Consider the following 15,288-nt stretch of genomic DNA (forward strand, 5'->3'; position numbering starts at 1 on the left):
ATTCCCTACACTAGCAGAAACACTGAGGGCAGTTTAACAATGTTCTACAATGTTAACCGTCCAATTGTGCTATTGCTAACAAAAACCACCCACTAAATTATTTTGCAGCTAAAAGCAACTTTTAACCGTGTTTACAACTACACTTAATCCCCCACCAAGTTCACCCATAGACCTATTTACCGCCCTTGAGAATTTAAAAAAGGAACTCAATGCGGTTATACTAGCCCATTACTATCAAGATCCAGATATTCAGGACATAGCGGATTTTATTGGTGATTCTTTGCAATTAGCAAGAGCGGCAGCCCAAACTAATGCTGATGTTATTGTATTTGCAGGTGTTCACTTTATGGCCGAAACCGCAAAGATTCTTAACCCAGAAAAATTGGTGTTGTTACCAGATATGAATGCCGGTTGTTCTTTAGCGGATAGTTGTCCTCCTGATCAATTTGCGGCTTTTAAAGCTGCTCATCCAGACCATTTAGTAATCTCTTATATTAATTGTAGTGCGGAAATAAAAGCCATGAGCGATATTATCTGCACTAGTTCAAATGCAGTAAAAATTGTAAAACAGATACCTGTAGATCAACCGATAATTTTTGCTCCAGATCGAAATTTGGGTAGGTATGTGATGGAACAAACAGGAAGAGATATGCTGTTATGGCAAGGTAGCTGTATTGTTCATGAAACTTTTTCTGAGAGGAAGATTGTAGAGTTAAAAATTAGACATCCTCATGCGGAGGCGATCGCTCATCCAGAATGCGAAACTAGTGTATTGCGTCATGCCAGTTATATTGGCTCTACAGCCGCGTTATTGAGTTATTGTCAAAAAAGCCCTACACAGGAGTTTATCGTGGCTACAGAGCCAGGAATTATCCACCAGATGGAAAAATTCGCACCCCATAAACACTTTATTCCTGCACCTCCACAAAATAACTGTAATTGTAATGAATGTCCATTTATGCGGTTAAATACTTTGGAAAAATTGTATTTAGCGATGAAGTCACGCAGTCCGGAAATTACTATGGATGAGAATATTCGTGTTGCTGCGCTTCGTCCCATGCAAAGGATGTTAGAAATGAGTGTTTAAATTTTAAAGTTTGTTTAAAGTTTGAAAATTTTAAACCTATAATTTTGCTGATAGGTCAGAAATAACCAGCTATTCAAGAACACCTCAAATATTGGTCAATATTAGTAAATATTACACTTAGAGGTGTTCTTGAAAATAAAGCCGATAAGCTAATGTGCAGCACTCACTGTATAATTAAAAAACCTGAAGTTACAGTAGCACAAGCATCTTGCTTGTATTAATTATTCAAGTTAAAGGCACAACAGCTTATCAGAGTACCCTATCCTTATTTTTCTTGATCTTCTGATAACTGAATGTTTACTGATCAATATAGTAGATTTTCGGAAACATTCACAAAGTTTACACCAAGTTTATCAGTAATTATTCCGTAAATTATTGGAAAACTGATGCACTTTTAGTAGTTTCCTCAACTTCCAAAAACTTATCAAGAATAAATTTCTGAAATAGACCTACAGAATTTTGCCAGTTATTAATGACTGTTTGCAATTGTTTAATTCTGTCATTTGTGCTTTCACTAACCAAGGGATAATTTAAGTTACCAGAAAAAAGAATTGCTGAGTTAATTGCTTCCCCAAGTTGTACGTTAACTAGATTAATATCTATGTTTAACCCTCCTTTCTCAAAAGGATAATTCAATCGTAAACTAGGATTAACTTTACTACCACGAAATTCTTGCCATGATCCAGGTGCTAATAGTTTACCACACATATATTGATAAGCTGCTGTTTCTGATGGAAATATGCTAAATCCTTTGGGGTTTATACCTATAGCTTGATAGTCTATTTGTGATAGTTTATCTACTAATTGACTAGCTATTTTTGCTATTTGTGCTTCTGCCGGTGGTTTCCCTCCAATGATTTCTACTACATTAATACGGTTGGGTTCAATAATAATTCCGATGCCGTTTTTGTAAATCACTTGTACTAAATTATTTCTGTATACTGGTTCTGCTGCTAGTTCCCATTCCGCAGGAATAATATTAGTGTATTTGATTACGTCTGGATTAATCGCTGCTGGGTTAAGGTTTTTTGCAGCTATGGCGATCGCTAATTCCTGAATTTGTAAACTTTGTTTTGTCATTTTATGATCATCACTTGTTGTCATAGTTAATTTTACACATACTGTATAACTCAATGTTTCCAAAAAACAAAGTATTTGCAACTATTTGTATTAATTACAGGAATCTGACACATCAGTAGGGTGCATCAAACTGTATAAATACTGTAAATACTGTAAATAAACTGATTTTTGATATCTAACGCACCCTACAACTAAAAACGTTTTTGATTCGCAAACACTCAGAGGCTAAGATCCCGGACTTCTTAAAGAAGTCCGGGATCTTAGGATTGCTATATATTAAGTTATATTAATAATTATTAACTTAATCATTGATTTTAGGAATTTTGTCCAATTATGTCTAATTTACCTATTGACAAAAACTACCATAATGTAGTAATTATCGGCGCGGGTATAGGTGGTTTAACGGCGGGAGCTTTATTAGCGCGTCGAGGTTACAAAGTGAAAATATTTGATCAAGCTATAGTTCCAGGAGGTTGTGCTTCAACTTTTCAACGTCAAGGTTTTATCTTTGATGTGGGCGCTACTCAGGTAGCAGGTTTAGAACCTGGAGGTATTCATCATCGGATTTTTTCAGAATTAAATATAGATATACCTGATGCTACTCCTTGTGATCCAGCTTGTGCGGTTTATTTACCAGGAGAATCTCATCCTATTAATGTTTGGCGAGATCCGCAAAAATGGGAAGAAGAAAGAGAAAGACAATTTCCAGGAAGTGCAGGTTTTTGGCAATTATTAGCAACCTTATTTAATGTCAGTTGGGAGTTTCAAAGTAGAGATCCCGTGTTACCACCTCGTAATTTATGGGACTTAGGACAATTAATCAAGAGTTTAAGATTAAATACATTAATTACAGTACCATTTACATTAATGACAGTGGGAGATGCTTTAAGAATATATGGTTTAGACAAAGATAAAAGGTTAAGAACATTCCTAGATTTACAATTAAAATTGTATTCTCAAGTTAATGCCGAAGAAACAGCTTTATTGTATGCAGCCACAGCATTAAGTGTATCCCAATCTCCCCAAGGATTATATCATTTACAGGGAAGTATGCAAGTGTTGAGCGATCGCTTGGTAGAATCCTTAAAACGGGATGGCGGACAAATATTCATGCGTCATAGCGTGGAAAAAATCAATCTTATCAATAACCAAGCAGAAAGTATAGTTATTAAAAATCAGAAAAACAGTGAAATATTCACAGAAAAAGCAGATCACATTATTGCTAATGTCACCGCACAAAACCTAGTTCAACTATTAGCAGAAAATGCTCCCCAGGGATATAAATATAGAGTCGAGAAATTACCACCAGCTTCAGGTGCTTACGTATTATATTTAGGAGTTGATGCTAGTGCAATTCCTCCAGAATGTCCACCACATCTACAATTTATGTATGATCAAAATAAACCAATAGGAGAAAATAACTCCTTATTTGTATCTGTCAGTCACCCAGGAGATGGCCGCGCACCCACAGGAAAAGCGACAATTATTGCATCATCATTTGTAAATTATCAACCTTGGTGGGAGGAGATAAACTATCAAGAAATGAAAGAAAAATTTACCCAAGATGCAATTACAAAACTGGGAGAATATTTCTACTTAAAACCAGAAACATTAATTCATGTAGAAGCAGCAACACCACGGACATTTTTTCAATATACTGGACGAGATCAAGGTATAGTTGGGGGAATAGGCCAAAGAATTTCTACCTTTGGTCCTTTTGGTTTTGCTAACCGCACTCCTATCAAAAATTTGTGGTTAGTAGGAGACTCAACCCATCCCGGAGAAGGTACAGCAGGAGTTAGTTATTCAGCATTAACAGTTGTCAGACAAATTGAAAATAATTGACAATTGATAATTGATAATTGATCATTCTATCTATGCTGATCAATTTATCAGTAAATACCTGCTTTTTCCCAAGTCTTTTACTTCCCCACTTAAACCTTCAGTTATTTACCTGAAATGTTGAAATACAAAGAATGAAAAGAAACAAATGCAAATAACACTCTGTGATGTTATTGATACTATTTACTGATGGCTAATAGCTGAATAATTACTTCTCCACACTAGCCTATTTCCTGCTATTTTTGATAAACTAAAAGACTGTTATATTCAGCAACTTTGTGAATTTTACCCTGGTATTCACATTTATCAATAAACTCTGCAACCTTACCCCAACCTACAGAACCAGGATAAAACAAAATTCTACCTCCAGGGTTTAATTTACTTAAAAACATCTTAACCAATGACTGATCATCATGATGCACAAAATCAGCTTCTTCTGTTAAATAAAATTCTCCCAAATGAAATAAAGAGACTATATCAAACATTGGTAAAGCAGCAGCAGTGAGAGTGTAAATATCTGCAAATAACACCTTATAGTATTTGTTGAGATGACGGTTTTCTTGACATAAACTCACATATTTCTGATGTTCTAAAACTGATGCCGTAATTCCTAAAATTTGGTTAGCAGCAGTCAATTTTCGATTTTCTAAACCTAAAATATGATGAGAACCTGTACCAAAGTGAAAGATAGTCTTATTGTGAATTTGTTCCTGTTCTAAATATTGCATAAAGTCCACATCACAAGGACATAAATGTGGTTTTAATTCCCAAGATGACGTTTCCCGATAATAATTATTCCCTACCCAATGGGGAAGCACAGGACGAGAAAATGTCATTCTATAATATAGTCTAGCTAATTGTGGAGATTTAAAAACAACCTCACGAATATTTTTCCGCAAGGAGGTAAATAAAGATGTTTGAGTGTAAGAATTTGTAGTCATAGTTTTTGCAAAGTAAGGTAATGAATGGAGAATTTTGTGTTGTCTTCTTTCTTAATTTTTGATTAATTTATTGGTTTTGATCATGTAGATGTATTGATCTTTATTGATTTGATTTTCTGTTGATGCTGATACAAATTAACTCTATCATGGCAACATCAACTTCATGTTAATATCTTGTCAACTTTTGATAAAATACTCTTCAAAATAATTACAAATAATAGAGGATGACTATATACTTTTCTCTATGTTTAAATTAATATTGAAAAATTTCGGTGAAAATTTTTCTTCCTTGCGTTGAAGTCATGAGAAAATTCAATATTTTTATCTTTCAATTCTGATATTTAATCTGATAAAATAGATATAGATTTATACTGCAATTAATAGAGATTATATAAAATCACAAATATTCTCTCAGAATAGTCACCCAAGTAACTAATTATGGTAAAGTAGAATATTCGTAAAATAGCTGAGTACAGATTTACCAAATATGTATGATTAAGTCATATTTAGTCATAAAAAAATATCTGATAAGCTACACAAAACAAAGGTTATAAAATCAATGATTACGTATTTTAACATTATTCCTCTGTTATTATTATCACTACAAATTCCTGCTACAGCCATTCTACTATCTCGGTTATTAAAAGGACCAGGAAGGTATCCACCATTACAACCACAACAACCAACTCCAGAAATTTACGGTAGTGTAAGTGTAGTAGTTCCTACATTAAATGAAGCATTACGTATTACTCCTTTATTAACTGGGTTAAGTCAACAAAAAGAGGAAGTAAGAGAAATCATAGTTGTTGATAGTCGTTCTACAGATGGTACTGCGGATATAGTTAAGAGTTTTCAGAAACAAGATTCGCGTTTTCGTGTAATAACAGATGATCCCTTGCCTAAAAATTGGGTAGGTCGCCCTTGGGCATTACATAACGGCTTTTTATTTACATCAGAAGACAGTGAATGGTTTTTAGGAATGGATGCAGATGTACAACCTCATCCTGGGTTAATAGCAAGTTTAGTAAAAACAGCGATCGCTCAAAAATATGATTTAGTATCATTATCACCGCAATTTATTCTCAAATATCCTGGAGAATGTTGGTTACAACCAGCCCTATTAATGACACTATTATATAGATTTGATCCCACAGGAATTTACACCGAAGCACCAGAAAGAGTCATGGCCAATGGTCAATGTTTTTTATGTAAACGTTCCGTATTGCAATCCGTAGAAGGTTATACCAGTGCTAAAAGTTCATTTTGCGACGATGTTACATTAGCAAGATATATAGCATCCCAAGGATTCAAAGTAGGATTTTTAGATGGCGCAAAACTGTTAAAAGTAAGGATGTACGAAGGTGCATTAGAAACCTGGAAAGAATGGGGACGCAGTTTAGACCTTAAAGATGCTTCCACACCTGCTCAAACCTGGTCAGATATATGGCTATTAACATCAGTACAGGGACTACCCTTAATTATAGTTTTACCCAGTTTACTAAACATACCAACATATCCATCTATAAGTTTTGTGTTATTAGCATTGAATATGTTTTTACTAGTGATCCGATTTGCCTTATTATTAGCGATCGCACCATCCTATGATCGCAAAAATGCCAAAGGAGGTTGGTTATTCTGGCTATCCCCACTAGCAGACATCCTAGCAGTAATCCGTATCTTCCTATCAGCCCTGAGAAAACCCAAAGAATGGCGCGGAAGAACATACTCATAAAGTCAAATCTTACTCTGTATCGCCCTGCGACTCTGCGTGAAATATACTCATAAAAAACTACCATGACATCTACAAAAACCATCAAAGAAAAACAACGCCTAGAACTATCACCCTTAGAAGTTCCCCAACGCTTATTATTAGGACCAGGACCAAGTAACGCCCATCCTGCGGTATTGCAGGCCATGAGTACCACACCATTAGGCCATTTAGATCCGGCATTTTTAGGCATAATGGACGAAATTCAGTCATTATTGCGCTATGTTTGGCAAACAGAAAACGAGCATACCATCGCAGTTAGCGGTACTGGTACAGCCGCAATGGAAGCAACCCTCGCTAACGTAGTGGAATGTGGAGATGTAGTATTAATTGGTGTTGCGGGATACTTTGGCAACCGTTTAGTAGACATGGCCGGAAGATATGGTGCTGATGTGAGAACCATAAACAAACCTTGGGGACAAGTATTTTCATTAGCAGAAATTAGGACAGCCTTAGAAACCCATAAACCCGCCATATTAGCTTTAGTTCATGCCGAAACATCCACAGGAGCGCGTCAACCCTTAGAAGAAGTTGGTGAATTATGTCGTGAACATGGCACATTATTATTAGTTGATACTGTCACCAGTTTAGGGGGAGTTCGCATATTATTAGATGAGTGGGGAGTGGACCTAGCCTATAGTTGCAGTCAAAAAGGTTTAGGATGTTCTCCTGGTGCATCTCCTTTTACCATGAGTTCTCGCGCAATGGAAAAACTGCACAACCGCAAAAGCAAAGTTGCTAACTGGTATTTAGATATGCTGTTATTAGGCAAATACTGGGGAGAAGAACGCACATATCACCATACAGCGCCAATAAACTTATATTATGGTTTACGGGAAGCGCTGCGTTTAATAGCAGAGGAAGGCATAGAAAATAGTTGGCAAAGGCATCAAAAAAACGTAGAGTATTTATGGGATAGTTTGGAAAGTATTGGCTTAAAAATGCACGTAGACAAGCAATATCGTTTACCCACATTAACCACAGTTTGTATTCCTCAAGGTGTGGATGGAAAAGCCGTCACCAAGGAATTATTGCTAGATCATAACATAGAAATTGGTGCGGGTTTAGGAGAATTGGCGGGTAAAGTTTGGCGTGTCGGTTTAATGGGTTACAATAGTCGTCAAGAAAGTGTGGATAAGTTAGTGGCTGCGTTAGAAACAGTTATAAACCATAGCAGATAAATCATATTCTGTAGGGTGCGTTAGGCAACGTAACGCACCTGATATAATCTTTTGAGAATGTTTAATTATTAATCTTTAGATACCGGACTTCTTAAAGAAGTCCGGTATCTGGTATCTGGTTCACACTTATCAATCAAAAAAATCCCAAGGCAAAACCATTTTTCCCATTGACACCACCGAAAAAACCTGATAGAGTAATCTTGATGAGGAAGAACTATCTTGCTCGCATAAGCATGACAAGTCACAAAGAACATTATCAAATCGTCAAAATTATGATGCAAACCATAAAATTGATAATGATAGATGATAGGGCAAACTGACAATTTATGAGTTGCGCGATCGCACAACATAGATCATATCAAACATAGACGTTTAGATACCGGACTTCTTAAAGAAGTCCGGTATCTGGTATCTGGTGGACTTACGCAACTGGCATAGGCGATCGCTAGATTATAGTATATAGTATTAAGAATTACGCAAGATTAAACTCAAAACCTGATCTTTGCTTAGGGATAATTCATCAATTTACCCCTAAGCTAATGTGTAGCACTCACTGTATAATTAAAAAACCTGAAGTTACAGTAGCACAAGCATCTTGCTTGTATTTATAAAACATCAACTCTTATCTAGTAGCACAAGCATCTTACTTGTATTAATTATTCAAATTAAAGGAACAACAGCTTATCGCTCTCACCAAATGTTCAATTTATAAAACATCAACTCTTATCTAGTAGCACAAGCATCTTACTTGTATTAATTATTCAAATTAAAGGAACAACAGCTTATCGCTCTCACCAAATGTTCAATTTATAAAACATCAACTCTTATCTACCATGTTATGGCAACCAAACCAACCCATTGAAGACGGTAAATATATCATTTTAAACCAACTCGGAGATCCTGGCGGTTTTGGCATTACCTACAGCGCCAAAGATACCCGTACAGGCCAAATAGTCGCCATTAAAACCCTCAACCAAAAACGCCAAGCTGCTAATGACTTTAAGCAACAGCAAATTAAATTTGTCAACGAAGGTTTTAGATTAAACGCCTTCAAACATCAACATATTGTTAAAGTTCATGGCATGACACAAGAAAATGGACTTTGGGGGATGGTAATGGAATATATAGATGGGAACGACTTAAGTAAATATGTTCAAAAATATGGGCAGTTATCCGAAACTGATGCAGTATTATATATTGACCAAATTGCTCAGGCGTTAGAATATATGCACCAGCATAATGGTACAATTCATAAAGATATTAAACCTCATAACATTGTCTTGCGACAAGACAGAAAAGAAGCAGTATTAATTGATTTTGGTTTAGCTTGTGAAATTGATAGAATTACCACTAGAGATGGCCTTACCGAAGGCTATGCACCTCTAGAACAGTATGGTATCGGTACAGTAGGCTTTTATACAGATGTTTACGCTTTGGCTACAACCCTATATTATATTTTGACAGTAGATGGCATGAATGCCAAAAATGAATATATTTATCCTTCCTTTGTGCGGAAATTAGGAGCTGTGGAATTACCACCACCTCAATATTATAATCCTGGCATCAGTAAGAGAGTCAATGATGCCATTATTAAGGGAATGGAGTTAGAAATTCCAGATCGTCCCCAAACTATGGGAGAATTTAGGAAGTTATTAGAACTAGTTAATCAACCTGTAGTTAATATTCCTATTCAACCTCCTCAAGTTAATATTAATAATGCCGAAACTATCAAAATTGTACCGCCAACACCAAAGCCAAAATCAAAGTTTCAATCTTTTACAGAAAACTTGGGAACTATAGAAAGCAAAGGTATATTTTCCATCTTTACTGGTAGCCGTCAAGTATTAGTATTATTAGAAATGATAGCCATTCCTGGTGGAAAATTCTTCATGGGTTCTCCAGATAACGATAACCAAGCAAGCGATACAGAAAAACCGCAACATGAAGTTACTGTTCCATCTTTTTATATGGGTAAATATCCCATTACTCAAGCACAATGGGAAAGGGTAGCAGCTTTACCCAAGGTAAAAATTGATTTAAAACCTCAACCATCATTCTTTAAAGGGGAAAATCTTCCAGTTGAGCGCGTTTCATGGTTTGACGCACAGGAATTTTGCGCTAGACTAAGTAAAGCTACAGGTAAAAAATATCGGTTGCCTAGTGAAGCTGAATGGGAATACGCCTGTAGAGCTAAAACCACAACTCGCTACTATTTTGGTGATAGCATTACCACTTATTTAGCCAATTATGATAGAAAATATGGACAAACCACAGAAGTAGGCAAGTTTCCACCTAATGCTTTTGGTTTGTATGATATGCACGGGAATGTGTGGGAATGGTGTGAAGATAATTGGCATGACAATTATATAAACGCGCCTAGTAACGGTAGTGCCTGGATTAGTCAAAGCACTGATAAAGTAACAATGCGTGGTGGTTCTTGGTACAACAATCCTAGTATCTGCCGTTCTGCGTCTCGCCTCACTGATGTTAGGGCGGAGCGCGTCCACCTCTACAACGATTTCGGTTTTCGTGTTGTGTGTGGGGTGGGGGGGACTTTGTAGCCCTTTATACTTTTGTCCTCTTGCCCTTTGCTTTTTTCTTTTCCTAATCTGGTAATTAAGAAACTATAGCAAATTACAGGTTTACTAACAGGTAAAATAATTAAACCTTATATTTCATTACCTCTGTATTTATCATGTCTTCTGCCGTTATTACCTTAGAAACTCAACAAAACGCTTCTGATCACCTAATTATTAACCGTCCCAGTTCAGGTATATCTTTACAAGGTTCTATTCGTATTCCTGGAGATAAATCCATTTCCCATCGCGCTTTGATGTTAGGTGCTATTGCTGAAGGTGAAACTAAAATTACAGGACTACTTTTAGGCGAAGATCCGCGCAGTACAGCCGCTTGTTTTCGGGCTTTAGGTGCGGAAATTTCTGAATTAAATACAGAACTAGTAAAAGTTAAAGGTATTGGTTTAGGTAACTTTCAAGAACCTATAGATATTCTCAATGCTGGTAATTCCGGTACAACCATGAGATTGATGTTAGGTTTATTAGCATCCCATCCCCATAGATTTTACACCGTAACTGGTGATGATTCCTTGCGATCGCGTCCCATGTCCCGTGTTGTTAAACCTTTGGTAGAAATGGGGGCGCAAATTTGGGGTAGAAAAAATAACAGTCTTGCACCCTTAGCTATTCAAGGCCAGTCTCTCAAACCTATACATTATCATTCCCCCATCGCGTCGGCACAGGTAAAATCATGTATCTTGTTAGCAGGTTTGAATACCCAAGGAGATACCACAGTTACAGAACCTGCATTATCACGGGATCACAGTGAAAGAATGTTAAAAGCCTTTGGAGCGCGAATAAGCACCGATCCTGAAACCAAGAGCGTCACAGTGACAGGAGGTGCTAAACTTTATGGACAAAGCGTAATAGTACCTGGTGATATTAGTTCCGCCGCTTTTTGGTTAGTGGCTGGGGCGATAGTACCCAATTCTAACTTATTGGTGGAAAATGTAGGAGTTAATCCTACCCGTACAGGTATTTTAGAAGCCTTAGCTATGATGGAGGCAGATATTCAATTAGAAAATGAAAGGGAAGTGGCCGGAGAACCTGTAGCAGATATTCGCGTGCGTTCCAGTGCTTTAAAAAGTTGTACTATCGCAGGTGATATTATTCCCAGATTAATTGATGAAATACCTATTTTAGCAGTGGCGGCTACTTTTGCATCAGGTACAACTATTATTAAAGACGCGGAAGAGTTACGAGTTAAAGAGAGCGATCGCATTACTGTCATGGCACAACAATTAAATAAAATGGGTGCAAAAGTTAATGAACTGCCCGATGGTATGGAAATTATAGGAGGTACTCCATTAACAGGTACAGAAGTAGATAGTTATACAGATCATCGTATTGCGATGAGTTTAGCGATCGCTGCCCTCAATAGCACAGATACAACTACCATTCAACGTGCAGAAGCTGCGGCAATATCCTATCCCAACTTTACCAACACATTAAAGGAAATCATTAGATAATAGGAGATCGAGGAGTCAGGAGTCAGAACAAAGAACTCCCTCCCCCTGCACTCCGCACCCCATATATGTCATTATCAACAATTAGAATTGTATTAGTAGAACCAGCAGGACCATTGAATTTAGGTTCAGTGGCCAGAGTAATGAAAAATTTTGGACTATCTCAATTATTCCTTGTTAGTCCACAATGCGATCGCCGATCAGAAGAAGCAGTATTAATGGCAGTTCACGCCCACGCAATTTTAGAAAATGCTCAAGTTGTAAATACCATCCCAGAAGCCCTCCAAGGCTGTCATTTTGCCATAGCCACCATAGGACGCGAATATAGTGGACAACTGCCTTTAGAAAGCCCTACAGATGCTTTACCTTCCCTATTTACAGCATCAGATCAACCAGTAGCATTAATATTTGGTCGAGAAGATCGGGGTTTAAGCAACGAAGAAATAAATTATGCCCAAAAATTAATTTATATTCCTACAAACCCAGAATATCCATCTTTAAATTTAGCCACAGCCGTCGCTATTTGTTGTTATGAATTATCGGAAATTGCCCAAATAAACCTAATTGAAAATAAACCTATACCAGAAACAGCACCTGCGGAACTGCGAGAAATTTATTATCAAGAATTAGAAACTTTATTGTTAAATATAGGTTATCTTTATCCCCATACAGCCGCCAGGAGGATGGAGAAATTTCGCCATTTATATAATCGTGCAAATTTGCAAACTAATGAAGTTACTATGTTATTAGGAATATTAAGACAAGTGGAATGGGCAATTAAAAATTCTCAAAATATTGAACCAAAGTAGCGCAGGCATCTTGCCTGCAACAAGTGTAAAATATGTAAAATATTATGTAAAATATAAAAATTTAAAATATGGTATAACTCAAAGCTAATAACTAATAAGAGATCAAAACCATGAAAAAAAGAACATTAGGAAACTCAAACGTACAAATAACACCCATTATTATGGGAACTTGGCAAGCAGGCAAAAAATTGTGGGTAGGAATTGAAGATGATGACTCAATTAAAACTATTCGCGCTGCTTATGAACATGGAATTACTACCATAGATACCGCCGCAGTTTATGGAGAAGGACATTCTGAAAAAATTGTCGCTCAGGCTTTATCTGATGTGCGAGATCATGTAGAATATGCCACAAAAGTTTTTGCCCATGATCTTAAATATGAAAAAGTAATTGCAGCTTGTGAACAGTCTTTAAAAAATTTGCAAACTGACTATATAGACCTTTATCAAATTCATTGGCCATCTGGTAGTTTTAACAGTGAAATTGTGCCAATTTCTGAAACTATGAAAGCTTTAAATTATCTTAAAGAACAGGGTAAAATTAGAGCTATTGGAGTTTCTAATTTCTCCCGTGATCAAATTATTCAAGCTGCTGAATATGGAACTATTGATAGTTTACAACCTCCTTATTCTTTGTTTTGGAGAAAGGTAGAAAAAGACGCAATGGCCTATTGTATAGAAAACAATATTTCTATTCTAGCTTATTCGCCTCTAGCTCAAGGATTATTAACTGGAAAATTCCCTTTAGGACATAAATTTGATCCTCAAGATAACCGAGCTAAAAATACGTTATTTCAAGGTGAAAATTTTGCCCGCGCTCAACAAGCATTAACTCAATTACAACCCATTGCAGAAAAAAATAATTGTAGTTTAGCTCAATTAGCTTTAGCTTGGTTAATTGCTCAACCTCAAACCAGTGCTATAGTTGGTGCACGTTATCCTGAACAGGCGATCGCTAATGCTCAAACTGTTAAAGTGCAACTTTCCGCCGCAGATATGGCTCAAATAGACAGTATTGGACGTATTGTTACTGATCCTCAAGACGATCAACCAGTGATGTGGAATTGGTGATAAATTGGTGATTTAATTTAACATTAAATAACAGATTTTTTGATGTTATTAATGACAAGTTAGGGGTTATTTGTTAATAGTAAGTAATCCTAGTTTAACTTGTCATAGGATATTTTTAGACCTTGTAAAAATTAACTGGTAACTTCTACAGCAGCAGCTAGAATATCATCATCAGATTCTAGATCATCTAAATTATCTACTTTCATTTGTTCCATCATTTTAGAATGAGTAATTTCATATTCAATATCTACTAAAGCACGTGCTATTTTATCTGCGACTTTTTGCCATTCTTCAGGGGATACTATTGCATCTATATGTTTTAAAGCTGTATAAGCCTCTGCTCAAAGATATCCTAAAAATGTCAAATTAGTTTGTTCAAACATATCAACTCCTTGTGAACTTTGTGGTATCATAATATAATAAAAAATTGTTGTTGCTCTTTGTGATTTTTAGGAAGTTAAAATTTAACAACAAAATCATAATAAAATTATTCAACATAAATTTTGACAATTAGAGGTATCAGTCATGCACCCATTTGAAAGGATTTTATTAGTCTCAAAAGAAAAAATTGAACTTGAATTAAAATCAATCAAGGAAATTATCTGGAGTGAGTTTTACTTAAATCCAAGACGTTTAAGAGGGAGTGATTTTTTGATGCGTTGGTCTCAGGGAGTTTGGAGTGAAAAACGCTTAACTGATGCTATTAATCAAACTAGTGAATTTTATGCAATTCCTTATGGACCCAGTGGAACAGCCCCTACAGATGATGTCAGAGAATTTGAACTTTACTTTGAAAAACTCGAAACTGCGGGACTTGGAAATATAAAACGTCCTGATTTATTGATTTTTAAAATATCAGAAAAATCCTATGTTGATCATTTTTTACAAGATATTGGTGGAAGTGAAAAATTACCATTTATAGTTGAAAAAGAACTACAACCTCTGATTAAAAAAGCAATTGTAGCTATTGAGTGTGAAAATTCACTGTGGGTTGCAGAAAAAATGCCTAATTATAATACCGAATTGCGTCCTCAAAAAAGGCTGGGAGGTAAAATGGGGCTACCCAAAAATGCTGTTTTACCAACAGTGATTATTAAAGAAGAAGACCGTATTCCTTTGCATAAATGGCAAGAAGAAAATAATATTCCTGTTCACATTTGGCACGTTTTTTTTGATAAGGCTTATGGGTTATCTCTTCAAGAAGCTGAACACCTCATTCAAGAAGGTTTAATTGAACCAACAATTCAAGTATTTCAAGCACCAGGTGGAGCAACAACTAAAAAAGCTATTTACAAATTTTATTACCATTATGCTTATCTTCTAGGAAATTCTACAACACAGCCTACTTTAGTACCTGATTATATTCAAGACAAAAATGGACATATTTTACCTTATGTAAAATTTACAGGTGGTTCACTGGCAATTGCTCAAAATACTTTAAAAATTCTCCATAACCTTTAATAATTAT

11 protein-coding genes are annotated in these 15,288 nt (G+C 36.0%); 9 read left to right on the forward strand and 2 right to left on the reverse strand.

The window, feature by feature from the left end:
• Positions 1 to 127: 127 nt before the first annotated feature.
• Entirely contained in the window at positions 128 to 1,087 is a 960-nt protein-coding gene (gene nadA, locus H6F32_RS04950; protein WP_190368224.1) for a quinolinate synthase NadA, read from the forward strand.
• Between the two features lie 372 nt (positions 1,088 to 1,459).
• Here the strand turns inward: nadA and H6F32_RS04955 are convergent, their stop codons facing one another.
• Entirely contained in the window at positions 1,460 to 2,191 is a 732-nt protein-coding gene (locus H6F32_RS04955) for a hypothetical protein (protein WP_242031051.1), read from the reverse strand.
• Positions 2,192 to 2,500: 309 nt separating this feature from the next.
• Between H6F32_RS04955 and crtD the strand changes: the two genes are divergently transcribed.
• Positions 2,501 to 4,012, forward strand: a complete 1,512-nt coding sequence (gene crtD, locus H6F32_RS04960) for a C-3',4' desaturase CrtD (protein WP_190368225.1) — start codon at positions 2,501 to 2,503, stop codon at positions 4,010 to 4,012.
• 233 nt (positions 4,013 to 4,245) lie between these two features.
• Here the strand turns inward: crtD and H6F32_RS04965 are convergent, their stop codons facing one another.
• Positions 4,246 to 4,950, reverse strand: coding sequence for a hypothetical protein (locus H6F32_RS04965; protein ID WP_190368226.1), 705 nt, complete (start codon positions 4,948 to 4,950; stop codon positions 4,246 to 4,248).
• A gap of 559 nt (positions 4,951 to 5,509) precedes the next feature.
• Between H6F32_RS04965 and cruG the strand changes: the two genes are divergently transcribed.
• The 7 genes from cruG to H6F32_RS05000 all read left to right on the forward strand — a co-directional run bounded on the left by cruG (position 5,510) and on the right by H6F32_RS05000 (position 15,281).
• Entirely contained in the window at positions 5,510 to 6,682 is a 1,173-nt protein-coding gene (gene cruG, locus H6F32_RS04970) for a 2'-O-glycosyltransferase CruG (RefSeq protein ID WP_190368227.1), read from the forward strand.
• Positions 6,683 to 6,744: 62 nt separating this feature from the next.
• The gene (locus tag H6F32_RS04975) at positions 6,745 to 7,899 is read left to right on the forward strand and encodes an alanine--glyoxylate aminotransferase family protein (RefSeq protein WP_190368228.1); all 1,155 of its coding nucleotides are present in this window, start codon (positions 6,745 to 6,747) and stop codon (positions 7,897 to 7,899) included.
• Positions 7,900 to 8,732: 833 nt separating this feature from the next.
• Positions 8,733 to 10,460, forward strand: coding sequence for a bifunctional serine/threonine-protein kinase/formylglycine-generating enzyme family protein (locus H6F32_RS20410; protein WP_190368229.1), 1,728 nt, complete (start codon positions 8,733 to 8,735; stop codon positions 10,458 to 10,460).
• Between the two features lie 134 nt (positions 10,461 to 10,594).
• The gene (aroA, locus tag H6F32_RS04985) at positions 10,595 to 11,944 is read left to right on the forward strand and encodes a 3-phosphoshikimate 1-carboxyvinyltransferase (protein WP_190368230.1); all 1,350 of its coding nucleotides are present in this window, start codon (positions 10,595 to 10,597) and stop codon (positions 11,942 to 11,944) included.
• A 65-nt stretch (positions 11,945 to 12,009) separates the two neighbouring features.
• Positions 12,010 to 12,750 (forward strand): RNA methyltransferase, encoded by a 741-nt coding sequence (locus H6F32_RS04990; protein ID WP_190368231.1) that lies wholly within the window; start codon positions 12,010 to 12,012, stop codon positions 12,748 to 12,750.
• A 110-nt stretch (positions 12,751 to 12,860) separates the two neighbouring features.
• The gene (locus H6F32_RS04995; RefSeq protein WP_190368232.1) at positions 12,861 to 13,820 is read left to right on the forward strand and encodes an aldo/keto reductase; all 960 of its coding nucleotides are present in this window, start codon (positions 12,861 to 12,863) and stop codon (positions 13,818 to 13,820) included.
• Between the two features lie 651 nt (positions 13,821 to 14,471).
• Positions 14,472 to 15,281, forward strand: a complete 810-nt coding sequence (locus H6F32_RS05000; RefSeq protein ID WP_277875042.1) for an AccI family restriction endonuclease — start codon at positions 14,472 to 14,474, stop codon at positions 15,279 to 15,281.
• The last annotated feature ends 7 nt before the right edge of the window (positions 15,282 to 15,288 follow it).

The sequence above is a fragment of the Anabaena sp. FACHB-1237 genome (genome assembly GCF_014696225.1).
Taxonomy (GTDB): domain Bacteria; phylum Cyanobacteriota; class Cyanobacteriia; order Cyanobacteriales; family Nostocaceae; genus FACHB-1237.

Excerpts from the sequence above, each read along its gene's own strand:
- H6F32_RS04995 (WP_190368232.1), top strand. The coding sequence starts at position 12,861 with ATGAAAAAAAGAACATTAGGAAACTCAAACGTACAAATAACACCCATT.
- aroA (WP_190368230.1), top strand. The coding sequence starts at position 10,595 with ATGTCTTCTGCCGTTATTACCTTAGAAACTCAACAAAACGCTTCTGAT.
- H6F32_RS04955 (WP_242031051.1), bottom strand. The coding sequence starts at position 2,191 with ATGACAACAAGTGATGATCATAAAATGACAAAACAAAGTTTACAAATT.
- H6F32_RS04975 (WP_190368228.1), top strand. The coding sequence starts at position 6,745 with ATGACATCTACAAAAACCATCAAAGAAAAACAACGCCTAGAACTATCA.
- crtD (WP_190368225.1), top strand. The coding sequence starts at position 2,501 with ATGTCTAATTTACCTATTGACAAAAACTACCATAATGTAGTAATTATC.
- H6F32_RS04990 (WP_190368231.1), top strand. The coding sequence starts at position 12,010 with ATGTCATTATCAACAATTAGAATTGTATTAGTAGAACCAGCAGGACCA.
- H6F32_RS04965 (WP_190368226.1), bottom strand. The coding sequence starts at position 4,950 with ATGACTACAAATTCTTACACTCAAACATCTTTATTTACCTCCTTGCGG.
- H6F32_RS20410 (WP_190368229.1), top strand. The coding sequence starts at position 8,733 with ATGTTATGGCAACCAAACCAACCCATTGAAGACGGTAAATATATCATT.
- cruG (WP_190368227.1), top strand. The coding sequence starts at position 5,510 with ATGATTACGTATTTTAACATTATTCCTCTGTTATTATTATCACTACAA.